The 22,457-nt window shown below is 69.2% G+C and carries 19 protein-coding genes; 12 read left to right on the top strand and 7 right to left on the bottom strand.

Translation table 11 applies throughout. The features are described 5' to 3' along the window. Positions 1 to 5 precede the first annotated feature (5 nt). The 3 genes from AAN986_RS02770 (at position 6) to AAN986_RS02760 (ending at position 2,834) form a co-directional block, all read left to right on the top strand. Positions 6 to 965, top strand: coding sequence for a PhzF family phenazine biosynthesis protein (locus AAN986_RS02770; protein WP_047219453.1), 960 nt, complete (start codon positions 6 to 8; stop codon positions 963 to 965). A 91-nt stretch (positions 966 to 1,056) separates the two neighbouring features. Continuing rightward, complete coding sequence (locus AAN986_RS02765) at positions 1,057 to 1,740, top strand: histidine phosphatase family protein (RefSeq protein WP_043790856.1); 684 nt, start codon at positions 1,057 to 1,059, stop codon at positions 1,738 to 1,740. Between the two features lie 119 nt (positions 1,741 to 1,859). Further along, positions 1,860 to 2,834, top strand: coding sequence for a tripartite tricarboxylate transporter substrate binding protein (locus AAN986_RS02760; protein WP_047219444.1), 975 nt, complete (start codon positions 1,860 to 1,862; stop codon positions 2,832 to 2,834). A 368-nt stretch (positions 2,835 to 3,202) separates the two neighbouring features. On the opposite strand, the gene AAN986_RS02755 is transcribed toward AAN986_RS02760, so the two are convergent. Both AAN986_RS02755 and AAN986_RS02750 read right to left on the bottom strand, forming a co-directional pair. After that, positions 3,203 to 4,063, bottom strand: coding sequence for a creatininase family protein (locus AAN986_RS02755; RefSeq protein ID WP_047219454.1), 861 nt, complete (start codon positions 4,061 to 4,063; stop codon positions 3,203 to 3,205). A gap of 29 nt (positions 4,064 to 4,092) precedes the next feature. Beyond that, positions 4,093 to 5,070: a tripartite tricarboxylate transporter substrate binding protein gene (locus AAN986_RS02750; RefSeq protein ID WP_016449278.1), complete on the bottom strand. Its 978-nt coding sequence runs from the start codon at positions 5,068 to 5,070 to the stop codon at positions 4,093 to 4,095. Between the two features lie 215 nt (positions 5,071 to 5,285). Here AAN986_RS02750 and AAN986_RS02745 point away from each other — a divergent pair, with 215 nt between their 5' ends. The 4 genes from AAN986_RS02745 (at position 5,286) to AAN986_RS02730 (ending at position 10,294) form a co-directional block, all read left to right on the top strand. Beyond that, entirely contained in the window at positions 5,286 to 7,565 is a 2,280-nt protein-coding gene (locus AAN986_RS02745; protein ID WP_047219445.1) for a thioredoxin family protein, read from the top strand. Positions 7,566 to 7,756: 191 nt separating this feature from the next. Then, a complete protein-coding gene (locus tag AAN986_RS02740; protein ID WP_016454714.1) occupies positions 7,757 to 8,290 on the top strand; it encodes a hypothetical protein in 534 nt (177 codons plus the stop codon). Between the two features lie 236 nt (positions 8,291 to 8,526). Then, on the top strand, positions 8,527 to 9,798 hold the full coding sequence (gene nhaA / locus AAN986_RS02735; protein ID WP_047219446.1) for a Na+/H+ antiporter NhaA: 1,272 nt from the start codon (positions 8,527 to 8,529) through the stop codon (positions 9,796 to 9,798). Positions 9,799 to 9,826: 28 nt separating this feature from the next. Next, complete coding sequence (locus AAN986_RS02730) at positions 9,827 to 10,294, top strand: CoA-binding protein (protein WP_047219447.1); 468 nt, start codon at positions 9,827 to 9,829, stop codon at positions 10,292 to 10,294. A gap of 254 nt (positions 10,295 to 10,548) precedes the next feature. Here AAN986_RS02730 and AAN986_RS02725 read toward each other — a convergent pair whose 3' ends face one another. Next, positions 10,549 to 11,382 carry a GNAT family N-acyltransferase gene (locus tag AAN986_RS02725; RefSeq protein WP_026062563.1) on the bottom strand — a complete coding sequence of 278 codons (834 nt, stop codon included), beginning with the start codon at positions 11,380 to 11,382 and terminating at the stop codon, positions 10,549 to 10,551. Positions 11,383 to 11,689: 307 nt separating this feature from the next. Here AAN986_RS02725 and AAN986_RS02720 point away from each other — a divergent pair, with 307 nt between their 5' ends. Beyond that, positions 11,690 to 13,522: a methyl-accepting chemotaxis protein gene (locus AAN986_RS02720; RefSeq protein WP_047219448.1), complete on the top strand. Its 1,833-nt coding sequence runs from the start codon at positions 11,690 to 11,692 to the stop codon at positions 13,520 to 13,522. A 19-nt stretch (positions 13,523 to 13,541) separates the two neighbouring features. Here the strand turns inward: AAN986_RS02720 and AAN986_RS02715 are convergent, their stop codons facing one another. After that, the gene (locus AAN986_RS02715) at positions 13,542 to 14,369 is read right to left on the bottom strand and encodes an IclR family transcriptional regulator (RefSeq protein ID WP_046984877.1); all 828 of its coding nucleotides are present in this window, start codon (positions 14,367 to 14,369) and stop codon (positions 13,542 to 13,544) included. A gap of 140 nt (positions 14,370 to 14,509) precedes the next feature. On the opposite strand from AAN986_RS02715, the gene AAN986_RS02710 reads away from it, so the two are divergent. The 4 genes from AAN986_RS02710 to AAN986_RS02695 all read left to right on the top strand — a co-directional run bounded on the left by AAN986_RS02710 (position 14,510) and on the right by AAN986_RS02695 (position 18,675). Next, the gene (locus AAN986_RS02710) at positions 14,510 to 15,475 is read left to right on the top strand and encodes an MBL fold metallo-hydrolase (RefSeq protein WP_043790848.1); all 966 of its coding nucleotides are present in this window, start codon (positions 14,510 to 14,512) and stop codon (positions 15,473 to 15,475) included. A 134-nt stretch (positions 15,476 to 15,609) separates the two neighbouring features. Further along, complete coding sequence (locus AAN986_RS02705; RefSeq protein ID WP_047219449.1) at positions 15,610 to 17,301, top strand: FAD-dependent oxidoreductase; 1,692 nt, start codon at positions 15,610 to 15,612, stop codon at positions 17,299 to 17,301. A gap of 31 nt (positions 17,302 to 17,332) precedes the next feature. Continuing rightward, a complete protein-coding gene (locus tag AAN986_RS02700) occupies positions 17,333 to 17,599 on the top strand; it encodes a DUF2783 domain-containing protein (protein WP_013800326.1) in 267 nt (88 codons plus the stop codon). Between the two features lie 104 nt (positions 17,600 to 17,703). After that, complete coding sequence (locus tag AAN986_RS02695) at positions 17,704 to 18,675, top strand: tripartite tricarboxylate transporter substrate binding protein (protein ID WP_047219450.1); 972 nt, start codon at positions 17,704 to 17,706, stop codon at positions 18,673 to 18,675. 69 nt (positions 18,676 to 18,744) lie between these two features. Here the strand turns inward: AAN986_RS02695 and AAN986_RS02690 are convergent, their stop codons facing one another. The 3 genes from AAN986_RS02690 to AAN986_RS02680 are packed head-to-tail and all read right to left on the bottom strand — an operon-like array spanning position 18,745 to position 22,408. Further along, positions 18,745 to 19,494 (bottom strand): ABC transporter ATP-binding protein, encoded by a 750-nt coding sequence (locus AAN986_RS02690; RefSeq protein WP_047219451.1) that lies wholly within the window; start codon positions 19,492 to 19,494, stop codon positions 18,745 to 18,747. Next, entirely contained in the window at positions 19,491 to 21,383 is a 1,893-nt protein-coding gene (locus AAN986_RS02685; RefSeq protein ID WP_017406074.1) for a branched-chain amino acid ABC transporter ATP-binding protein/permease, read from the bottom strand. The genes AAN986_RS02690 and AAN986_RS02685 overlap by 4 nt, the downstream gene beginning before the upstream one ends. Beyond that, on the bottom strand, positions 21,380 to 22,408 hold the full coding sequence (locus tag AAN986_RS02680) for a branched-chain amino acid ABC transporter permease (RefSeq protein ID WP_012202505.1): 1,029 nt from the start codon (positions 22,406 to 22,408) through the stop codon (positions 21,380 to 21,382). The genes AAN986_RS02685 and AAN986_RS02680 overlap by 4 nt, the downstream gene beginning before the upstream one ends. Between the last annotated feature and the right edge of the window lie 49 nt (positions 22,409 to 22,457).

The following is a 22,457-nucleotide window of genomic DNA, read 5'->3' as shown; positions in this document are numbered from 1 at the left end:
TTGCCATGACCTCCACCGCCGCTCCCCGCCAGCGCCCCTTCATGACCGTGGACGTGTTCACGGCACGGCCCTACCTGGGCAATCCGCTGGCCGTCGTGCTCGACGCCACCGGGTTGACCGATACGCAGATGCAATCCTTCGCGGCCTGGACCAATCTGTCGGAGACCACCTTCGTGCTGCCGCCCACCGAGGCCGGCCGCGCCGCAGGCGCCGACTACCGCGTGCGCATCTTCACGCCGGGCGGCGAGCTGCCCTTTGCCGGCCATCCCACGCTGGGCAGCTGCCACGCCTGGCTGGCGCAGGGCGGCGTGCCGCAGCAGGCGGGGCGCATCGTGCAGGAATGCGCCAAGGGGCTGATCTCGATTGCGCGCCAGGACGGACGCCTGGCCTTCCAGGCACCGGCCACCGACATCGGCGCCGTGGAGCCGGGCCTGCTGGCCGAGGTGGCTGCCGCGCTGGGCGCGGAGCCCGGCCAGATCCTGCGCGCCGCCTGGCTGGACAACGGCCCGCGCTGGATGGGCGTGCTCTTCGAGCATCCCGACCTGGTGCTGGCGCTGGAGCCCGACCATGCAAGGCTCAAGGCGCTGAACACCAAGGTGGGTGCCTGCGCGCTGTACGAAAGCGCGCAAGATGCACCGGCACTGATCGGCCGCAGCAGCCGCGAGGCACGCGCCTTTGCCACGGGCCAGCGCCCGGCCGGGGCCGATGCGGATGCCGCCCCCAGCCTGGAAGTGCGCGGCTTCGCCAGCCCCGTCGGCGTCACCGAAGACCCAGTCACCGGCAGCCTCAACGCCAGCCTGGCCCTGTGGCTGCGCGGCGAAGGCCTGCTGCGCGCGCCCTACATCGCCAGCCAGGGCTGCTGCGTGGGCCGCGACGGCCGCGTGCATGTCAGCGAGGATGCCCAGGGCGCGCTGTGGATAGGCGGCCATGTGGTGGAGTGCGTAAGCGGCCAGGTGCTGTTGTAGGGCCTGCCGGGCTGCTGGAATCTGTCGCCAAGGCGGCAGCCAGTCGCCCGCAGGACAAACGCCGGCGCCAGCGCTGGCCACAATCCGCGCCATGGGAACCCTCTATCTTGTGCGCCATGGCCAGGCCTCGTTTGGTGCCGAAGACTACGACCAGCTCAGCGAACGCGGCCTGGCGCAATCGCAAAGGCTGGGAGCCTACTGGCGAGAGCGCGGCCTGCGCTTCGACGCGGTCTACACGGGCACGCTGCGCCGCCATGCGCAGACGCTGGCCGGCATCGCCGAAGGCCTGGGCAGCCTGCCTGCCGAGCAGCACCGCACCCAGGCGCTTGCGGGCCTCGATGAATACGACAGCGGCGCGCTGCTGCAGGCCATCCACCCAGCGCCACTGCCCAAGCCCGACACGCCCGAGCTGTACCGCCACCACTTCCGCCTGCTGTGCGATGCCCTGGCCCAGTGGATGGCCGGCACCATCAGCCCCAAGGGCATGCCCAGCTGGGACGACTTCTCCGGCGGCGTGCGCCAGGTGCTGGAGCGCGTGCGGCATGAACATGCCGACGAAAACGTGCTGCTGGTCAGCAGCGGCGGCCCCATCTCCACCGCCGTGGGCCATGTGCTGGGCACCTCGCCGGAGGTCACCATTGCGCTGAACATGCGCATCCGCAACAGCGCCGTGACCGAGTTCACCACCAGCCCCAAGCGCCTGATGCTGCAGACCTTCAACACGCTCAACCACCTGGACACGGACGAGCACCGCAGCTGGATCACGCACGCCTGATCCAGCCCCGGCCAGGCTGCCACACGGCTATTGCGCCAGGGCATAGCAGCCAGAACACGGGCGATCTGGGCCGGCCTGCGCTTTTGCGCCACACTGGCCGGCCAGGAGACAAAAGACACATGAACAAACGCCGCTTCACGCGCAGCGCCCTGGCCTGCGCGGCCCTGCTGCTGGCCGCCATCACCAGCCAGGCACAGCCCCTGTCGAACAAGCCCATCCGCATCGTCGTGCCCTTTGGCGCAGGCGGCGTGGCCGACGTCACCTCGCGCGTCGTTGCGCAAAAGCTGGCCTCGCAGCTGGGCCAGCCCGTCATCATCGACAACAAGCCCAGCGCGGGCGGCATCGTCGCAGCCGACACCGTGGCCAAATCCGCACCTGACGGACACACGCTGTTCCTCATGTCCAACGGCAGCGCCGTCACCGTGGGGCTGTTCAATCAACTGCCTTTCGACATGGTCAAGGACTTCACGCCGATTTCCACCCTGGGCTACTTCGACATCGGCGTGCTCACCGCCAGCGACTCGCGCTTCAGGAACCTGGGCGAGCTGGTGGCCTGGGCCAAGGCCCACCCCGGCAAGCTCAACATCGGCAGCATCGCCATCGGCAGCACCCAGCACCTGGCGGCCGAACTGTTCAAGACCACGGCCGGCATCGACGCCCAGATCGTGCCCTTCAACGGCACGCCCGCCGTGGTCACGGCCCTGCGGGGCAGGCAGATCGACGCGGCCGTGGAAATCCTCACGCCCATCATGGGCCAGATCAACTCCAAGGCCGTCAACCTGCTGGCCATCACCGGCGACAAGCGCTCGGCCCTGCTGCCCGGCGTGCCCACGGCCCAGGAGTCAGGCATCAAGGGCTTCGTCGCATCCTCCTGGAACGCCCTGGCCGCCCCCGCCAAGACCCCTCCGGAAATCATCGCCCGCCTGAACAAGGAAATCGCCGCCGCCGTGAACTCCCCCGAAGTCACGCAGAAGCTGCGCGAAATGAACGTCCAAGCCCAGTCCAGCACGCCCGAGCACACCGCGCAATTGCTGCAATCGGAAATCAAGCGCTGGGGCGACGTGATCGTCCAGGCCAAGATCCCCAAGCAATAAAGCAATAAAGGAATAGGCCGAGCGAAGCAAAGGCCCGAGCAAACTCCCCGTATGTCAGCGCCTGCGTCGTGGCGGTTGCGGGGTTGCAGTCCTGCCGAAGGACAGGACTGCTTCATCAACTGACTCGCCGTGATGTTTGAACGTAGCGCGCAGCGCGAAGTGAGTTTCACGGCGAACCCCGCAACCGCCACGACGCAGGTTGCCCCGCAGCGAAGCGAAGGGGTCGCGGACATCCGGGGCGCCTTTGCTTTGCCTACTTTCCTTCGGCCGGCGTACCGGTGGCGAAACAAAGGAAAGTAGGTCGGCCGCCGGGCCGAGACCCGGCCTCGAAAAACCACCACCCGGCAGGGTCCAAAAAAGGCCCAAAACTAAAGAGGCTCCGGCGCCCTTCCCACAGTATCCGCAGGCAGCGCAACCATCTCGGACAACAACCGCACCAGCCCCCGAGCCGAAGCCTCCACCATCAAGGCCCCCCGCTCGGCCGTGCCCCCCGCAGCATTCCCCACCGCCCCGCAAACGTTGTAATCCTCGATGGCCCAGCCCATCTTGGCACTTCGCCCGTTGCCCAGCAAGGCATGCCGCTGCGCCCTATCCTGCGAAGTGGAATGAAAGTCCCGCGCATGCTCCATGCGCACGGTCTCCGGCGCCAGGTGCAGCATCATCGATGTCTCCACCTCGCCGCCATGGATGCCGAAGCGGTGCTCATGCACGCTGAACTGCGCATTGGCCGCATCGTCCACCAGGCCGAACCAGCTGCTGCTGTAGACCAGCAGGCCGTGGCGCATGCGCAGCTCGCGCGCCACGATGTCCATCACGCTGACCTGGCCGCCATGGCCGTTGAGCAGCAGCAGCCGGCGCACGCCGGACCGCGCCACGCAGGCGCCCAGTTCGGTCCACAGCGCGATCACCGTGGTGGGCGACAGCGTCAGCGTGCCGGCAAACGATTGGTGCTCCACGCTGAAGCCGATGTTCTGCGGAGGAAGAAAGAGCACGGGCAGGTCGGCCGGCAGCAGCGGCAGGGCCGCATCGATCACGCCCTGCAGCAGGCGGGCATCGACGGACAGCGGCAGGTGCGGCCCATGCTGCTCCACGGCGGCCACGGGCAGCACCGCCACGGTTTCCGCGGCAAGCCCCGCCTGGGCCAGCGCGAAATCGCGCGCCGATACTTCGGCCCACCAGCGCGATGGCCAGGTACCGAGGGACGTGTGTGGAGGCGGGGAGCTTGGCATGGCCATGATCTTAGCCCCCGCCCTGCGTCTCATTCGACCTTGAAGTTGGATTCCCTGACGATGCGCTTCCAGCGCTCGTTGTCGGATTCGATCAGCCGCGCGAACTCCTCGGGCGTGCCCCGGCGCGGCACATAGCTGTAGCTGCGCAGCTTGGCCAGCACGTCGGGCATCTGCATGACCTTGTCCATCTGCTGCGCGAGCTGGGCCACGATGTCGCGGGGCGTGCCCTTTGGCGCCAGCAGGCCCGACCAGGAGCTGAAGCCCATGCCGTCCACGCCGGCCTCCTTGATGGTGGGCACCTGGGGAAAGACTTCGGCGCGCTGGGGCAGCAGCACGGCAAGGGCCTTGACCTTGCCCGTGCGGATCATCTCCACCGAGGTGAAGGAGTCGAACGAGAAATCCACCTCGCCCGCCACCACGGCCTGCATCTGCGGCGCCGTGCCCTTGTACTGGGCGTTGACGATGCCCGGCGCGCCAATCACCTTCTTGAACTGCTCGGTGATCAGCGAAATCATGCTGCTGCCCGAGGACACGCTCAGCGGCTTGCCCTGTTTGGCCATGTCAACCAGCTCCTGCAGGCTGTTCACGGGCAGGTCCTTGCGCGCAATGAGGACGAAGCCCACGTCGCACAGATGGCTGATGGGCTCGAAGCTGGCCAGCGCCTCGTAGCTGGTCTTGTAGAGCACCGGGCTCAGGGTCTGCGCGCCCGCCGTGTTCATCAGCAGGGTGTAGCCGTCGGGCGTGGCGCGCGCGGCCAGTTCCGTGCCGATGACGCCGTTGGCACCGCCCTTGTTGTCCACCACGAAGGACTGGCCGGTCAGCTCCCCGAGCTTTTGCATGGCCAGCCGCGCCACCACGTCGGTGGTGCCACCGGCGGGAAAGGGCACGATCACGCGCACGGACTTGTCGGGATAGGCAGCGGCCGCGCGCGCGTGCTGCGGCAGCCCCCAGGCGGCGGCCGCTGCCGCGCCGGCGGCCAGGAATTGGCGGCGAGATGTCTCCTGCATGGCTTGTCTCCTTGTGTTGCTCTATCCCGGATGGGTGGCCGGTCCATGATGGGCAACGGACCTATCGCCTGTCCAATACCAAGCGCCTATGCAACGATATCTTTTGCCAATCGTCTTGCAACAACGCACAGAGGATTCCATGGCGCATGGCCGCTACCATCGCCGCCTGTAGCCAGGGGAACCAAAGATCCCGCCCCGGGCTCCCATAGTCCGCCATGCCACTCCAAACGCCTCCTCGCCACACCGCACCCCAGAGCCTCGCCTTCTGGCTTCTTGCCTTCCTTCTGGCCGCCTCCAGCCTGCTGGCCTTCCAGGCCGGCGCGCAGATCCGCCTGAAAACCGGCAGCGGGGCGGCAGCGACCGTGGACACGCCGCGCGTGCGCGCCGAACTCGTGGCCCAGGCGCCCGAAGGCGTACAGCCTGGCCAGACACTGTGGCTGGGCCTGCTGATCACCCACCAGCCCGAATGGCATACCTACTGGAAGAACGCCGGTGACTCCGGCCTGGCCACCGAGCTGAACTGGCAGCTGCCTGCAGGCCTGACGGCTGGCGAGATCCAGTGGCCCGTGCCCGAGGCGCTGCGCGTGGGCCCGCTGCTCAACTACGGCTATGAGGGCCAGGTGCTGCTGCCCGTGCCCGTGCAGGTGGCCGCCGACTTCAAGCCGCCCGCGTCCGGCATGCTGGACCTGCGCCTGCATGCGAACTGGCTGGTCTGCCGCGTGGAGTGCATTCCCGAGGAAGGCGATTTCCAGCTGCAGCTGCCCGTGCAGGGCAGCACGGCAGGCCAGGGTCAGGCCTTCACCCAGGCCTGGGCGCTCAAGCCCCAGGCACTGTCCGCGCCGGCCCAGGCCAAGGTGGTGCCGGCCAGCCAGCCAGCAGCAGAAGGCAGAACGCCCGACGAGCGCGTGCAGCTGCGCATCGAGGGGCTGCCTGAATCCCTGCAGGGCCGCACGCTGGACTTCTATCCCGAATCTTCCGACACCTTCCACCACGCGGCCGAACTGGGCAAGGACTGGCAGCAGCGCTGGGATGGTGCGGCCTGGGTGGCAGAGCTGCCCCTGTCCGACATGCGCGGCGAGACTCCGGCCAAGCTGCCCGTGGTTCTGGCCCTGCCGCCCGCCGAGCGCGCCGCAGCGCTGGAGCAGGGCCAGCCCGTGGCCTGGCGCGCCGAGGCCCCGGTCGAGGGCCGCTGGACGGCTGCCGCCATGGCCAGCGTCTCGCCCGCACTGGCCGCTGCCCTGGCGGCCAACCAGGCCGCTGCGCCTGCTGCCAGCGCCGTCAGCGCCACCAGCCTGTGGATGGCCCTGCTCGGTGGCCTGGTGGGTGGACTGATCCTCAACCTCATGCCCTGCGTCTTCCCGGTGCTGGCCATCAAGATCCTGGGCTTTGCACGCCATGGACAGGACCGCCGCGCCCAGCGCCTGGGCGGGCTGGCCTATACGGCCGGCGTGGTGCTGTCCTTCCTGGCCCTGGGCGGGCTGCTGCTGGCGCTGCGCGCGGCAGGCGAGCAGCTGGGCTGGGGGTTTCAGCTGCAGTCGCCGGCCATCGTGGCCCTGCTGGCAGCCCTGTTCACGCTGCTGGGCCTGAACCTGGCCGGCCTGTTCGAGTTCGGCTCCATGCTGCCCGGGCGTTGGGCTGCGGCGCATGCGCGCCACCCGGTGGCCGATGCCTTTCTGTCCGGCGTGCTGGCCGTGGCCATTGCCTCGCCCTGCACGGCGCCGTTCATGGGCGCCTCGCTGGGCTTTGCCATCGACATGCCGGCCCTGCAGGCGCTGACGGTGTTCGCCGCCCTGGGCCTGGGCATGGCCCTGCCCTATCTGCTGGCCAGCTTCGTTCCCGCCGTAGTGCGCTGGCTGCCACGCCCTGGCGCCTGGATGGACACTTTCCGCCGTGCCATGGCCTTTCCCATGTTCGCCACCGTGGTCTGGCTGGTCTGGGTGCTGGGGCACCAGAGCGGCATCGACGCCGCCACTGCGCTGCTGGCCCTGCTGCTGGCCTTCAGCGCCCTGGTCTGGACGCTGACGCTCAAGGGCCGCACGCGCGCCGTGCTGGCCACGCTGGCCGTGGTGCTGGGGGGCGCGCTGCTGGCCACCACCGCACCGCTGATCGCCACACCTGCCCAGGCGGAGGGCACGGGCATGGCGTCCGCTGCAGGCCAGCGCTGGCAGCCCTGGTCGGCCGCCCGCGTGGCCGAGCTGCAGGCGGCGGGCAAGCCCGTGTTCGTGGACTACACGGCCGCCTGGTGCGTGACCTGCCAGGTCAACAAGCGCACCACGCTCAACCATGAGGAGGTGCTGGCCGCCTTCGACAGGCACGGCGTGACCCTGCTGCGCGCCGACTGGACGCGGCGCGACCCGGCCATCACCGCCGCGCTGCAGCAGCTGGGCCGCAGCGGCGTGCCCGTCTATGTGCTGCATGCGCCGGGCAAGCCGCCGGTGGTGCTCAGCGAACTGCTGTCCAAGGGCGAGGTGCTGGGGGCGCTGGCCGCGCTTTGACGGCACCCCCTCCTGGGACAAACCCCGATTTTGGGTAGGTGCAAGACCTACATCTGTTGCAGTGCACGCCGTCCTAGACTGGATCCATCCGGGGAATACCGCAATCCGAACGCTAGGCGCCGCGGCTGCCGCCCGACTCCGGACCCGCCCGCGCGGCAACTGCCCGCCCTGCACGACACAGGAGGTGGGCCATGCATGCACTGATCACCCATTCGCACCCTTCGGGGGTGCACCATCGTTCACGCGGCAAGGGATTGCTGCTGGCGCTGGGACTGGCCAGCCTGGCTGTGGCGGGGATCGTCCTGCCCTTTGTCTGGGACCTGCTGGGCTTCGTCAACGGATTGCCCAAGATGGAGTGGCTGCAGTCCATCCTGGCAGTCTCGCCGGTGTTCAGCTGGCTGATGATGTTCGCCTGGGGCCTGGCCGTTCCCGTGGCGCTGATCTATGCGCTCTACCACCCGCAGACCCATCCCTGGGGCAATGCCGCCATGGTGGCGGGCGCCATGTTCATCGCCGTCACCTGGTACGTGCACATGCCCGCCGCATCGCAATGCACGGCCATGTATCCGCAGACCGGCATGGCCTGCTCGGTGCTGCAATGGGGCTTCAGCATGAGCCTGGGCGTGGCTACGGCGGCCTATGTGTTCCTGGTCTTCATGATTGCGCTGTCCTCGCTGGGGCTGCTGGCCGAATGCGTCTCGCGCAATGAGCCGCCCAGGCCCTGAATCCGCAGGGTCTTGCGCAAGAGTCCCGGCCGCCGATTTTTTGCCGCCGGGCCGCCCCAAGGCAAAAAGCGGCCCCCTCGGGGGGCAGCGGACCTTGCGCAGCAAAGGGGGCGTGGGGGCTTCTTTTATAATGGCGGCTGGGTGTCCAGACCGCATGGGGCGGCAGGACAGGTGTTGATAGCGCAGGTCGGGCCGCCTGCGCACCGGGGCCGCAAGGCCCCTTTGCTGCTTTGCACATGAACACCTACACGACCCCGCGGCCGTCCGGCCCGCGCACGCCCCTTTTCCTGTCTTTCGCCGATCGCGTCGGCGCCTTCCTGTCCCGCTGGTCCCATGCCGAGGCCGCGGGCGGCATCGTTCTGCTGCTGGCAGCTGCCGCCGCCCTGGTCTGGGCGAACTCCGGCTGGGCCGGCTCCTACGAGGCGCTGTGGCACACGCCGCTGAGCGTGGGCCTGGGCCCGTGGCAGCTGTCGCAATCCCTGCATTTCTGGGTCAACGATGCGCTGATGAGCGTGTTCTTTCTCGTGGTCGGCATGGAGATACGCCGCGAGATGCATTCCGGCGCACTGGCCCAGCCGCGCCAGGCGTTGCTGCCCGTGATGGCCGCGCTGGGCGGCGTGGTGGCGCCGGCCCTGATCTTCCTGGCCTTCAATGCCGCACCGCCGCTGCGCAATGGCTGGGCCGTGCCCACGGCCACCGACATCGCCTTTGCCATGGGCGTGCTGGCCCTGCTGGGCCGGGGCCTGCCGCCCGCGCTGCGCGTGTTCCTGTTGGCGCTGGCCATCATCGACGACCTGGTGGCCGTGCTCATCATTGCGCTGTTCTATTCGGGCGGGCTGCAGTGGAGCCAGCTGCTGGTGGCCGCCGCTGGCCTGGCCGGCGTGTTCCTGCTGCAGTCGCTGGGCGTGCGCCGCGCCTGGGCCTATGTGCTGCCGGGAGCCGTGCTCTGGTGGGGCATCTGGCAGACCGGCGCCCATCCGACGCTGGCCGGCGTGGTGCTGGGCCTGGTGACGCCCGTGCATGCGCTGGCCGGCCGCGAAAGCGCCGCGCCCGTGGAGCGCGTGCAGGCGGACCTGCATCCCTGGGTGGCCTTTGGCGTGATGCCGCTGTTTGCGCTGGCCAATGCCGGCGTGCCGCTGCAGGGGGCGGGCACCGCTGGCATCGATGCGGCGGGCACCTCGGCCGTGATGTGGGGCGTGGCCCTGGCCCTGGTGCTGGGCAAGCCGCTGGGCGTGCTGCTCAGCTGCTGGCTGGCCGTGCGCCTGCGGCTGTGCGCGCTGCCGCCGGGCATGGGCTGGGGCGACACGCTGCTGGCAGGCCTGCTGGCAGGCATTGGCTTCACCATGGCCATCTTCATCGCCACGCTGGCCTTTGACAGCGAGGCCCTGCTCAATGCCGCCAAGCTGGGCGTGCTGTTGGCCTCGGCCACGGCCGCCGTGCTGGGGCTGGGCTGGGGGATGGTGCTGCGCCGGCGCCATGCTGCGGACGCGACAGCCCTGCCCGCCTGAGCGGCAGGCGCTGCGTACACTGCGGCGCATGAGCGATACAGCAACAGACTCCCGCCTGCGCGACATCCTCGTGCAGTGCCGCACCCTGGCCGTTGTCGGCCTGTCGCCGCAGCCCGAGCGGCCCAGCCACCAGGCATCGCAGTACATGCAGCGCCATGGCTACCGCATCGTTCCCGTCAACCCCGTGGTGGCACGCGAAGGCGGCCTCATCCTGGGCGAGCCCGCGCATGCCAGCCTGGCCGACGCTGCGGCCGCACTGGCCACACAGGGCCTGCGCATCGACATGGTCGATTGCTTCCGAAAGAGCGAGGACATCCCGCCGCTGGCCGCCGAGGCGATTGCCGTCGGCGCGCGCTGCCTGTGGCTGCAATTGGGCGTGGTCAACGACAAGGCCCTGGAACTGGCCCGCGCTGCGGGCCTGTGGACCGTGCAGGACCGCTGCGTGAAGATCGAACACCAGCGCCTTCTGGCCGATGCCCCGCCCACTGCCCGGTAACTCAGGAATTGCCCATGAAAAAGGCCGCAGCCCCGAAGAGGCTGCGGCCTGCAATTGGCGTGGACCAAGGCCCGGTCAGTCCGGTGCAGGTTACCTGCCTCCGTCCGGGTGTCTGCTTCAGCCCACATCCAGCATCATGCACGGTCTTTGTGACAGCCCTGTGATGCACATCACGGTCCGGCCCATTGCACAAGAAGCCGGCTCCGCCCTCTCTTTCCGAAAATTCCCAATTTCCCCAAAACGCTGCGACGGCCTCAGCCGCGCCGCGTGAACAGGCGCAGGTAGCGCGAAGGCAGGTCCTGCATGCGCATCATGATGGGCAGGTCGGCCGTGTTGAAGTCGCTGTCCCAGGCCGGCGCGCCCAGCACCTTGGCCCCCGTGCGCAGGTAGCCCTGGATCAGCGCAGGCGGCTCCACGCTCATGCCGCTGGTGCTGACGGATGCCAGCTCCTCGGGCAGGGCCACGCGGGGACGCACCTGCAGCTCGGGCTCGGCCAGATGGGTCTGGCGCAGTTGCTGCCAGACGCGCGCCGGGCCCTCGCCATGGGCCAGCCCCGGGTACTGCATGGGGATGCTGGCGCAGCCGACCATGGCGTCGAGCCGGTTGCGCTGCATGAATTCGGCCAGCGCGCCCCACAGCGCCAGGATCACGCCGCCCTGGCGGTGCGATGCGTGCACGCAGCTGCGGCCCAGCTCCACCATGCGCGGGCGCCAGGCGGCGAGCGGGCCCAGGTCGAATTCCTGGTCGGAGTACAGGCCCCCGGCGCGCAGCGCCTGGGTGGGAGTGAGCAGGCGGTAGGTGCCGATGACCACGCCCTTGTCGGCATCGCAGACCATGAGGTGCTCGCAGAAGTCGTCGAAGGCATCAATGTCGTGCCCGGCCAGCGGCGTCTGCAGCACGGCGCCCATCTCGGCGGCGAACACCGCGTGGCGCAGGCGCTGCACCTGGCGCACCTCGTCGAGATGGCGGGCCCAGCGCACATCCAGCCGCAGCGGTTTGTCCGCGGCCTGGGGTGGCTGGAGAAGCGCGGAAAGCGGGGGCTTGGCGATCTCGATCGCCGCGTTGCGAAGGGTGTCCAGAACGTCCATATGCCCGCCTTCCTCGTCATGTTGGACGCAGTCGGTGACCTGCCTGTGCCACTCGGTTTGCCTGCGTGCCGCCATTGTGGAAAGCGGCCATGAAAGTCCCGCGACGGTTGCGTTACAGCAACATGTCACACCGCACTGCAATGGTGCACTGCAGCAAATGCCTCTATGACAGGTGCTGCGCGCAAGTTGGTGCACGCCACCACAGGGTTGGCATGTCGTCAAAAATGAAACAAATTGTGCGTTAATGACAGGGCCGCATGCCCGGCCATTGCGGCTTGCGGAGTCCTCAGTCTTCCCTTGCCGCGCCATGCTCCAGACCCTTCGCTCCAAGATCCTTGCCATCAGCACAGCCACCGTGGTCGGCGCCCTTGCCATCACGGGGGCTGCCACGTACCACATCGTTCGCGGCAGCACTTTCCAGACCATTGAACAGGACCTGGACGCCATCACCGCCGGCAACACCATGGCCATCGACCAGTGGGTGGCCTCCAAGGCACGCGCCGTCAGCGCCGCCGCCGCCGTGATCGAGCACGGCGACCCGCAGGGCTTTGCCGCCCACATGGGCCAGGCCAGCGGCTTTCCCATCACCACGGTGGGCTGGGAAGACAAGACCTACAAGTCCACCACCAGCACTCCGCCCGACTACGACCCCACGGCCCGCCCCTGGTACAAGAGCGCCGTGCAGGCCGGCAAGCTGGCCCTGACCAAGCCCTATGGCGACTCCACCACGGGCGTGCCCTATGTGGCCTTCGTGGCGCCCATGCTGCGCGGCGGCGCGCTGCAGGGCGTGATCAGCGGCGCCGTGCCGCTGGAGGGCGTGCGCGAGGTGGTCTCCGCCATCCGCCCCACGCCCGGCAGCCTGGGCTTCGTGGTCAGCCGTGACGGCCAGGTGCTGGCGCATGCCGATGCCAAGCTGCTGCTCAAGCCCACGTCCGACATCTCCGAGCTGCTGACGCCGGCCGCGCTGACTGCGCTTGCCAGCGCCACGGCACCGCTGGAAGTGAACCTGGGCGGCAGCGCCAAGCTGCTCAAGGCCCGCCCGGTGCAAGGCACGGACTGGCTGCTGGTGGTGGCGCTGGACAAGGCCGAGGCCACGACCGGCCTGCAAAGCGTGCTCAAGACGCTGGCCATCGCCATCGTGCTGCTGGCCTGCCTGGCCACGGCCGTGGCGGCGGCGCTGACGGCCCAGTCCTTCCGGCGCCTGTCCCAGGTGCGCGACGCCATGGACAAGATCGGCTCGGGCGGCGGCGACCTGACGCAGCGCCTGCCGGTGTCGGGCAATGACGAAGTGGCGCAGATCGCCTTGTCCTTCAACGGCTTTGTCGAGCAGATCGGCACAGTGCTCAAGGATGTGCGCAACGGCGTGGAGTCCATGAAGACCGCCACCGACGAGATCAAGCTGGGCAACCTGGACCTGTCCAACCGCACCGAATCCTCGGCCAGCAGCCTGCAGGAGACCTCGGCCTCGCTGTCGCAGCTGACGGCCAATGTGCGCCAGTCGGCCGAGGCGGCCGCCATGGCCACGCGCCTGGCCCAGTCGGCCAGCAGCTCGGCCACCAAGGGTGGCGACGTGGTGGGCAGCGCCGTGAGCACCATGGACGACATCTCCAAGGCCTCGTCCAAGATCGGCGAGATCATCGGCGTCATCGACGCCATCGCCTTCCAGACCAACATCCTGGCGCTCAATGCCGCCGTCGAGGCCGCCCGCGCCGGTGAGCAGGGCCGGGGCTTTGCCGTGGTGGCCTCGGAGGTGCGCAGCCTGGCCCATCGCAGCGCGGCGGCCGCCAAGGAGATCAAGACCCTGATCGACGCCTCCGGCGCCAGCGTGGCCATGGGCACGGAGCGCGTGCGCGCGGCCGGCCAGACCATGGGCGAGATCGTGGACGGCATCCAGCGCGTCTCCCAGATCATTGTCGAGATCAACGGCGCCATGACCGAGCAGAGCGTGGGCATCGGCCAGATCAACCAGGCCGTGGCCGACATGGACCGCGCCACGCAGCAGAACGCCGCGCTGGTGGAGGAGTCCACCGCCGCATCGTCCGTGCTCAACGAGCAGGCCCACCACCTGTCGCGCACGGTGGCCGGCTTCACGCTGGAAGGGCGTGCGCCTGCACGGGACCAGCTGCTGCTCACCAACTGAGCCGCAGCAAGCGACGGGCTCAGGCCTGAGCCGGCGCTCCCAGGCGCTGGGACAGGCTGCGCGCCTGGGCCTGCAGCAGCAGGGCCGGCCGGCCTTGCAGGTCCAGGTCCAGCGTGGCCGAGGGGCCGATGGCGGCAATGGCCAGCACCAGCTGGCCAAAGCCGTCGAACACCGGCACAGCCAGCGCGCTCACGCCTGACAGCAGCTGGTTCTCGACCCGGCTCAGGCGGCTGGCGCGGATGGCGGCCAGCTCCTTTGCAAAGGCGGGCTCCTCCAGGCTGTGGCCTTCCGCGTCCAGCAGGGGCGCAATGCGCCCGGGCTCGCCAAAGGCCGCAAAGATCTTGCCCGTGGCCGTGTGGCGCAGCGATGCGGGCGTGCCGTGGCGCATGGCCACATAGACATGGGTGGGCCCCTCTTCCACGCGGATGATGGTCGGCCCCTGGCCGCTCCACATGGCAATCGACACCGTGCTGCCCACCTCCTGCGCCAGCGCGGGCAGCTCGGCGATCGCCAGGCGCACGGGATCGGCCTGCTGCAGGCTGATCAGCCCCATCTGTATGGCCAGCGGCCCCAGGCCGTAGTGGCCGCTGGCGCGGTCCTGCTCCATCAGGCCCAGTTTGCAAAAGCTCACCAGGTAGGGGTGGGCCTTGGCCGCCGTCATCTCGGCCTCGCGCGCCAGATCCTTGAGCGCCATGCGCCGGCCCGTGCGTGCCAGTGCCTTGAGCAACTGGCCGCCGACTTCCACGCTCTGGATGCCGCGCGGGCCGCGCGCGGGCTCGTCATCGCTGCTGTCAGGAAGGAAGACGGGGCTGTTCGGGGAAGAGGCGGCATCGGACATGGCAGGCATTGTGAAGGCTGGAACCCGGAGTTTGCGGCTCCGAGGGTTTTTCACTATGCCAAACGAATTGTTCAATGTTGAATTATTCCCTAGCATTCAGGCATTCGATAAAAACAAATGCGTTTGTCCATTTCAAAAGTAGGATACCCATGACCACCAAGACCTTTGCCTCCGCCGCCGACCTCGAAATCAAGCAGGTCAGCTTCGACAAGCTCTCCGAGCACGCCTACGCCTACACGGCCGAGGGCGACCCCAACACCGGCATCATCATTGGCGACGACGCCGTGATGGTGATTGACACCCAGGCCACGCCCGTCATGGCGCAGGACGTGATCCGCCGCATCCGCGAGATCACCGACAAGCCCATCAAGTACGTCACGCTGTCGCACTACCACGCGGTGCGCGTGCTGGGCGCCTCGGCCTTCTTCGCGGAAGGCGCCGAACACATCATTGCCAGCCAGGACACCTATGACCTGATCGTGGAGCGCGGCGAGCAGGACAAGGCCAGCGAGATCGGCCGCTTTCCGCGCCTGTTCCAGAACGTGGAAAGCGTGCCCGACGGCATGACCTGGCCCACCCTCACCTTCACCGGCAAGATGACGCTGTGGCTGGGCAAGCTGGAAGTGCAGATCCTGCAGCTGGGCCGCGGCCACACCAAGGGCGACACCGTGGTCTGGCTGCCCCAGGACAAGGTGCTGTTCAGCGGCGACCTGGTGGAGTTCGGCGCCACGCCCTATGCGGGCGATGCCTACTTCCAGGACTGGCCGCACACGCTGGACGCCATCGCCGCCCTGCAGCCCGAAAAGCTGGTGCCAGGCCGGGGCGCCGCGCTGCAGACGCCGGCCGAGGTGCAGGCCGGCCTGGCCGGTACGCGCGACTTCATCAGCGACCTGTGGACCGAGGTCAAGGCCGGCGCCGACGCCCAGCAGGACCTGCGCAAGGTCTACGAGGCCGCCTTCGCCAAGCTGCAGCCCAAGTACGGCCAGTGGGTGATCTTCAACCACTGCATGCCCTTCGATGTGACCCGCGCCTACGACGAGGCCTCGGGCCATGCCGACCCGCGCATCTGGACCGCCGAGCGCGACCGCCAGATGTGGGAAGCGCTCGAAGGCTGAACCAAGGCGGCGTGCCGGTCCTGAGCACCGGCACGCCTGCCCATCGCACCCGCCCGCGCACCGGCATTCCCTGATGCCGGCGGGGATGGCTGCGCCTTTTCTCTCTCATACGCCCACGACAGAGGACGAACCCCATGTCCCACCCCGCCATCTCCTTGCAAGCGCTGCGCGGCAGCGGCGCAGACATACAGGCCATCCACATCCCCTACGAGCGCCATGCCGACCAGGACGCCGGTGCGGACACGCCCGCCCGGCATCCCGTGGTCATCGTCGGCGCCGGCCCCGTGGGCCTGTCGCTGGCCATCGACCTGGCCCAGCGCGGGCAGCGCGTGGTGCTGCTGGACAACGACTGCCGGCTGTCCACGGGCTCGCGCGCCATCTGCTTTTCCAAGCGCACGCTGGAGATCTGGGACCGCCTGGGCGTGGGCCAGGCGATGGTGGACAAGGGCGTGTCCTGGAACCTGGGCAAGGTCTTCTTCAAGGACCAGCCGCTGTACCGCTTCGACCTGCTGCCCGAGGACGGCCACGAGCGCCCGGCCTTCATCAACCTGCAGCAGTACTACGCCGAGGCCTACTTGGTCGAGCGAGCCCTGCAGCTGCCGTTGATCGACCTGCGCTGGCATAGCAAGGTCACGGCACTGGAGTCGCGGGCCGAGGGCGGGCTGCTGACCGTGGAGACGCCCGACGGCAGCTACCGCATCGATGCGCAATGGGTCCTGGCCTGCGACGGCTCGCGCTCGCCGCTGCGCGGCCTGCTGGGCCAGGAAAGCCATGGCCGCATCTTCCGCGACCGCTTCCTGATCGCCGACGTGAAGATGCATGCCGAATTCCCCACCGAGCGCTGGTTCTGGTTCGACCCGCCCTTCCACCCGGGCCAGAGCGTGCTGCTGCACCGCCAGCCCGACGATGTCTGGCGCATCGACTTCCAGCTGGGCTGGGACGCCGATCCCGAGGAAGAGAAAAAGCCCGAGAACATCGTGCCGCGCATCCGCGCCCTGCTGGGCAAGGACGCGCCCTTCGAGCTGGAATGGGCCAGCGTCTACACCTTCGCCTGCCTGCGCATGGACCGTTTCGTCCATGGCCGCGTGGTCTTCGCGGGCGACAGCGCCCACGGCGTCTCGCCGTTTGGCGCACGCGGCGCCAACAGCGGCGTGCAGGATGCCGAGAACCTGGCCTGGAAGCTGGACCGCGTGCTGCGCGGCCAGGCCGATGCCTCGCTGATCGCCACCTATGGCGCCGAGCGCGAATACGCGGCCGACGAGAACATCCGCAACTCCACGCGCGCCACCGACTTCATCACGCCCAAGAGCGAGATCAGCCGCCTGTTCCGCGACGCCGTGCTGGACCTGGCGCGCGACCATGAATTCGCGCGCCGCATCGTCAACAGCGGTCGGCTGTCCGTGCCGGCCACGCTGCATGGCTCGGCGCTCAACACGCCCGACACCGACACCTTCGACGGCACCCAATTGCCCGGCGCCGTGCTGGCCGATGCGCCCATGCGCCGGCCCGGCGTGGACGGCACGGCCTGGCTGCTGCGCGCCCTGGGCCCGGACTTCACGCTGCTGCACTTCGGCCCCACGCCGGCCTGGGCGCAGGCGCTGCCCGGCGTGCTCAACCTGTCCATCGCGGCCGAGGGCGAGGCCCATGCACCAGACGCCGACCTCATCGATGCGCGCGGCCTGGCGGCCAAACGCCTCGATGCGCGCCCGGGCACCAGCTACCTGCTGCGGCCTGACCAGCATGTCTGCGCGCGCTGGCGCCGCCCCGACGAGGCCGGCGTGCGCGCCGCTCTCCAAAGAGCCTGCGGCGCCGCCGCCACGGCCTGACCCTCTTACGCCCCATCCACAGGAGACCGCCATGCTGCTGTCCACCCACCCCAACCTGCAGGCCTGCGACGATTTCTACGAAGCCCTGATCGCCACCCACCAGGGGCTCGACACCGCGCAAAGCCATGCCCTCAATGCCCGCCTCGTGCTGCTGCTGGCCAACCACATTGGCCACCAGGGCACCTTGCTGCATGCGCTCGAACTGGCCCGCGCCAGCGCAGGACTTGCGCCTGCCGGCGCGGACCCGGCCGAGCGCGGCGCCGTGACACCGGTCGCCCCGGTGCACGCGGCCGCCTGAAGCCGCGCGCCGCCGCCCGTGCGGCGGCCTGCCATCCCCACAAAGGCGCCCGCCTCACACCTTGGACATCTCACAAGGGCGCCGCATACAACATGGAGACAAGGATGCAACGCAAGCAGTTTCTGGCCGCACTGGCCTGCTCGGGCCTGGCCCTGGCCGCAGGGCCTGCCGCCCTGGCACAGGACAAGCCCCTGGAATGGGTCGTCGGCTATGCGGCCGGCGGCGGCTCGGACGTGGTCGCCCGCGTCATCGCCGAGGCCATGGGCCGCAACCTGGAGCGGGTCATCGTCATCAACAACAAGCCCGGCGCAGGCACCAACATCGCGGCCGAGTACAGCGCCCGCTCGCGCGACCACGGCAACCTCATGTTCACGGCCGACTTCGCCACGCTGGCGGCCAACCCCTTCCTGTTCAGCAAGCTCAACTACAACGCCGAGCGCGACTTCAAGCCCGTGGGCATGCTGGTGCGCTTTCCCATGCTGCTGGTGGTCAACAACGAGGTGCCCGCCACCAACCTCGCCGAATTCCTGGCCTGGGCCAAACAGCAAAAGACCGGCGTGAGCTGGGGCTCGGCCGGCCTGGGCAGCCCCCACCACCTGGTGGGCGAGCTGTTCCGGGAGCAGGCGGGCCTCACCAACATGACCCATGTGCCCTACCGCGGAGCGGCCCCTGCCGTGCAGGACGTGGTCGGCGGCCAGATTCCCGCCATGTGGGCCGACAGCGCCACCATCATTCCCTTCCTGAGCGAGAAAAAGCTCAAGGCCATTGGCGTGGCCAGCCCTGCGCGCGTGGACGTGCTGCCCCAGGTCGCCACGCTGCAGGAGCAGGGTCTGAAAGGTTTCGAGGGCTATGCCTGGCAGGGCATCGTCGTGCCCACGGGCAGCTCGGCCGAGGTGGTCAAGAAGTTCAGCCAGTCGCTGCAGCATGCCCTGGCCGACACCCGCACCAAGGCACGCCTGGCCGCCATGGGCGTGGAGCCCATGCCCGGCAGCGCCGACCAGATGGGCCAGTTCGTGCGCGCCGAGCGCGGCAAGTGGGGACGGGTGATCTCGGCCAACAACATCAAGCTGGACTGAGCGCCACGCTGCAGACGCAAAAAGGCTGCCGGTCCGGCAGCCTTTTTCGTTGTGGCTGGGGGTTGCGTCTCAGGCCACCGCCGCCGCCTCCGCACTGCGCCCCATCCCCAGATAGGTATCGATGATGCGCCGGTCATGCAGCAGCTCCCTGGCCGCGCCGCTGAGGGCCACGGCGCCCATCTCCAGCACGTAGGCACGGTCGGCCACCTTGAGGGCGGCGCGCGCGTTCTGCTCGACCAGCAGCACCGAGACGCCGTGGTCGCGCAGGCCGGCCACGACCTGCAGCACCTCGCGCACGATCAGCGGCGCCAGGCCCAGCGAGGGCTCGTCCAGCAGCAGCAGGCGCGGGCGCGCCATCAGCGCGCGGCCGATGGCCAGCATCTGGCGCTCGCCGCCCGACAGGGTGGAGGCCATCTGCGGGCGCCGCTCCCTCAGGCGCGGGAAGATGGCAAAGACCTCGTCCATGCGCTGCGTCTGGTCGCGCAGGCCCCGGCGCCAGCGCGAGAAGCCGCCCAGCAGCAGGTTGTCCTCCACCGACATCTCGCCGAACAGCTCGCGCTTTTCGGGCACCAGGGCCACGCCGTTGGCCACCATGACCTCGACGCCGGGGCGTGCGATGCGCTTGCCGTCCAGATGGATCTCGCCGCGCGAGGGCAGCAGGCCCATGGCGGCCGACAGCAGCGTGGTCTTGCCCGCGCCGTTGGGGCCGATGACGGTGACGATCTCGCCGCTGCGCACATCCAGATCCACCTGGTGCACGGCCTCCACGGGACCGTAGGACACGCTCAGGCCCTTGAGCTGCAAAAGGGTGTCGCTCATGCCGTCTCTCCGGTTGCCTCGTCGTCGTCGCCGCCGCCCAGGTAGGCGTCCAGCACGCGCTGGTTGACCTGGATCTGGGCCGGCGTGCCTTCGGCGATCACGGTGCCGAACTCCAGCACCGTGATGCGGTCCGCAAGATTCATGACGAACTCCATGTCGTGCTCCACGACGAGAATGCCCAGCCCCTCGGCGCGCAGCTGGCGCAGCAGGTCGGCCAGGGCCTGTTTTTCCAGGTGGCGCAGGCCGGCGGCCGGCTCGTCCAGCAGCAGGGCCGCAGGCTGTCCGGCCAGGGCGCGTGCGATCTCCACGATGCGCTGCTGGCCCAGGGCCAGCGAGGCGGCCGGCACATCGGCGAAGGCGCCCAGGCCGCAGCGCTCGATCTGGCGGCGCGCCTCGGCCAGCACCGAGGCCTCCTCGGCCCGGTCCAGGCGCAGCATGGAGGCCAGCCAGCCCCGGTGCGCACGCCGGTGCGCGCCCACGGCCACGTTCTCCAGCACGCTGCGCTGGCCCAGCAGGCGCACATGCTGGAAGGTGCGGCCCAGGCCCAGGGCGGCAAAGCGGCGCGAGGGCGCATCGTTCATGGCCTGGTCCATGAAGCGCACCTGGCCCTCGGTGGGCGAGTCCACGCCCGAGATCATGTTGAAGAAAGTGCTCTTGCCCGCGCCGTTGGGGCCGATCAGCGCATGCACCTCGCCGGCCCTGAGCGTCATGGCCACATCGTTGTTGGCCACCAGGCCGCCAAAGCGCTTGGTCACATGCTCGGCCGCCAGCAGCACCTGGCCCGCCGCGGGCAGCGCGCGCTGCGCCAGCGGCGCAGCGTCCGCCAGCTTGAGATCAGACACGGGCCGGCGCACCCAGCGCGCCGTGAGCGCCTGCAGCGTGGGCCACAGGCCTTCTGCAAAGCGCTGCAGCACCAGCACCATCAGCAGGCCGAAGACGATGACCTCGAAGTTGCCGCTGGTGCCCAGCAGGGCCGGCAATATGTCCTGCAGCTTTTGCTTGATCAGCGTGATCAGCGTGGCGCCCAGCACCGCGCCCCACAGGTGGCCGGCGCCGCCGACCACGGCCATGAACAGGTACTCGATGCCCACGTTCAGGTTGAAGGGCGCCGGGCTCACGAAGCGCTGCATGTGGGCGTAGAGCCAGCCCGAGAGCGTGGCCAGCAGGGCCGCCAACACGAAGAGCTTGACGCGGTAGTGCGCCGTGTCGATGCCCATGGACTCGGCCATGACGCGGCCGCCGCGCAGCGCGCGGATGGCCCGACCCTCGCGCGAGTCCAGCAGGTTGTGCAGCAGCCACAGCGCCACCAGCAGCACGGCCCAGATCACCACGCCCATGGCGCGCGGCGAGGCCAGCGAGACGCCGCCGATCACCAGCGGCGCAATGCCCGTGATGCCGGTCTGCCCGCCCAGGAATTCCATGTTGCCGAACAGGTAGTACAGGCTCAGCCCCCAGGCGATGGTGCACAGCGGCAGGTAGTGGCCCTGCAGCTTGACCGTGACCGCGCCCAGCAGCCAGGCCACGACGAAGGTGATGAGCAGGCCCAGCGCCAGGCCCACCCAGGGCAGGCCCGCCGCGCCCACCAGCCCGCCCAGCGCCGCCACCGAGGCCGGCGCCGTGCAGACCCAGGCCGTGGCATAGGCGCCGATGCCCACGAAGGCCGCCTGGCCGAACGAGGTCATGCCGCCCACGCCGGTCAGCATCACCAGGCCTGCCGCCACCATGGCGAACAGGCCGATGTAGCTGAGGATGACGACGGTGAAATCGGGCAGGAAGCCCCAGGACGCGGCCAGCAGCGCAATGGCGGCCACCGTGAGCACGCGCGTGCTGATGCCGCCCGAGGCGGCCTTGGCAGGCGCCGCGGCCTGCGAGGAAACGGGGGCGCTCATTCTTCTTCCTCCACATGGTGGCTATTGCGCGATCGCCACCACAGCACCGGGATGATCAGCGTGAACACCAGCACCTCCTTGTAGGCACTGGCCCAGAACGACGAGAAGGCCTCCAGCAGCCCGACCAGCAGCGCGCCGGCCAGGGCCAGCGGGTAGCTGGCCAGCCCTCCCACGATGGCGGCCACGAAGCCCTTGAGGCCGATCAGAAAGCCGGTGTCGTAGTACACCGTGGTCAGCGGCGCGATCAGCAGGCCGGAGATGGCGCCGATCAGCGCGGCCAGCGCAAAGCTCACGTCGCCGGCCATGGCCGTGGGAATGCCCATGAGGCGTGCGCCCACGCGGTTGATGGCCGTGGCGCGCAGCGCCTTGCCGATCATGGAGCGCTCGAAGAACACGAACAGCAGGGCCACCAGCACCAGGGTCACGCCCACCACCACCAGGGACTGGCCCGAGATCGTGATGTCGCCCAGGCGCAGCTGCGCCTCGGAAAACGCGGGGGTGCGCGAGCCTTCGGCACCGAAGAACAGCAGCCCCAGGCCGACCAGCACGCCGTGCATGGCCACCGAGACGATGAGCAGCATCAGCACCGAGGCATGGGCCAGCGGCCGGTAGGCCAGGCGGTACAGCAGCGGCCCCATGGGCGTGATCAGCACCAGGGTGGCCAGCGCCTGCAGCATCAGCGAGGACGGACGCAGCCCCCAGGCCAGGGCCACGGCAATGGCCGGCAGCGCCAGGCACCACAGGAAGGTGGCGGGCCAGCTCACCTGGCTGCCCGCGCGCCAGCGCAGCAGGTCCACCACCAGCACGGCGGCGGCCAGGGCCAGCAGCAGCCACAGCGTGGTGGGCACGCGTCCGGCCTGCATCATGGCCAGGGTGAGCGCGCCGAAGGCGACGAACTCCCCCTGCGGGATGAAGATGATGCGGGTGACCGAGAACACCAGCACCAGGGCCAGCGCCATCAGGCCGTAGACGGCGCCGTTGACGATGCCGTCCTGCCCCAGCAGCAGGGCGATTTGCAGATCCATGATCGACTTTCGAGCAGACGCGGCCAAGCGCCACAGCGGCCGCCGCCAG

Origin of the sequence: Delftia sp. DS1230, assembly GCF_040112715.1 — a bacterium.
GTDB classification, from domain to species: Bacteria; Pseudomonadota; Gammaproteobacteria; order Burkholderiales; family Burkholderiaceae_C; genus Comamonas; species Comamonas tsuruhatensis.
Note: the sequence above shows the minus strand (reverse complement) of the source record. Positions and strands in the feature narration are given on the sequence as shown.

Bases quoted from the DNA above. Each gene is read 5' to 3' on its own strand.
- AAN986_RS02770 (WP_047219453.1), top strand. From the start codon at position 6: ATGACCTCCACCGCCGCTCCCCGCCAGCGCCCCTTCATGACCGTGGAC.
- AAN986_RS02765 (WP_043790856.1), top strand. From the start codon at position 1,057: ATGGGAACCCTCTATCTTGTGCGCCATGGCCAGGCCTCGTTTGGTGCC.
- AAN986_RS02760 (WP_047219444.1), top strand. From the start codon at position 1,860: ATGAACAAACGCCGCTTCACGCGCAGCGCCCTGGCCTGCGCGGCCCTG.
- AAN986_RS02755 (WP_047219454.1), bottom strand. From the start codon at position 4,063: ATGCCAAGCTCCCCGCCTCCACACACGTCCCTCGGTACCTGGCCATCG.
- AAN986_RS02750 (WP_016449278.1), bottom strand. From the start codon at position 5,070: ATGCAGGAGACATCTCGCCGCCAATTCCTGGCCGCCGGCGCGGCAGCG.
- AAN986_RS02745 (WP_047219445.1), top strand. From the start codon at position 5,286: ATGCCACTCCAAACGCCTCCTCGCCACACCGCACCCCAGAGCCTCGCC.
- AAN986_RS02740 (WP_016454714.1), top strand. From the start codon at position 7,757: ATGCATGCACTGATCACCCATTCGCACCCTTCGGGGGTGCACCATCGT.
- nhaA (WP_047219446.1), top strand. From the start codon at position 8,527: ATGAACACCTACACGACCCCGCGGCCGTCCGGCCCGCGCACGCCCCTT.
- AAN986_RS02730 (WP_047219447.1), top strand. From the start codon at position 9,827: ATGAGCGATACAGCAACAGACTCCCGCCTGCGCGACATCCTCGTGCAG.
- AAN986_RS02725 (WP_026062563.1), bottom strand. From the start codon at position 11,382: ATGGACGTTCTGGACACCCTTCGCAACGCGGCGATCGAGATCGCCAAG.
- AAN986_RS02720 (WP_047219448.1), top strand. From the start codon at position 11,690: ATGCTCCAGACCCTTCGCTCCAAGATCCTTGCCATCAGCACAGCCACC.
- AAN986_RS02715 (WP_046984877.1), bottom strand. From the start codon at position 14,369: ATGCCTGCCATGTCCGATGCCGCCTCTTCCCCGAACAGCCCCGTCTTC.
- AAN986_RS02710 (WP_043790848.1), top strand. From the start codon at position 14,510: ATGACCACCAAGACCTTTGCCTCCGCCGCCGACCTCGAAATCAAGCAG.
- AAN986_RS02705 (WP_047219449.1), top strand. From the start codon at position 15,610: ATGTCCCACCCCGCCATCTCCTTGCAAGCGCTGCGCGGCAGCGGCGCA.
- AAN986_RS02700 (WP_013800326.1), top strand. From the start codon at position 17,333: ATGCTGCTGTCCACCCACCCCAACCTGCAGGCCTGCGACGATTTCTAC.
- AAN986_RS02695 (WP_047219450.1), top strand. From the start codon at position 17,704: ATGCAACGCAAGCAGTTTCTGGCCGCACTGGCCTGCTCGGGCCTGGCC.
- AAN986_RS02690 (WP_047219451.1), bottom strand. From the start codon at position 19,494: ATGAGCGACACCCTTTTGCAGCTCAAGGGCCTGAGCGTGTCCTACGGT.
- AAN986_RS02685 (WP_017406074.1), bottom strand. From the start codon at position 21,383: ATGAGCGCCCCCGTTTCCTCGCAGGCCGCGGCGCCTGCCAAGGCCGCC.
- AAN986_RS02680 (WP_012202505.1), bottom strand. From the start codon at position 22,408: ATGGATCTGCAAATCGCCCTGCTGCTGGGGCAGGACGGCATCGTCAAC.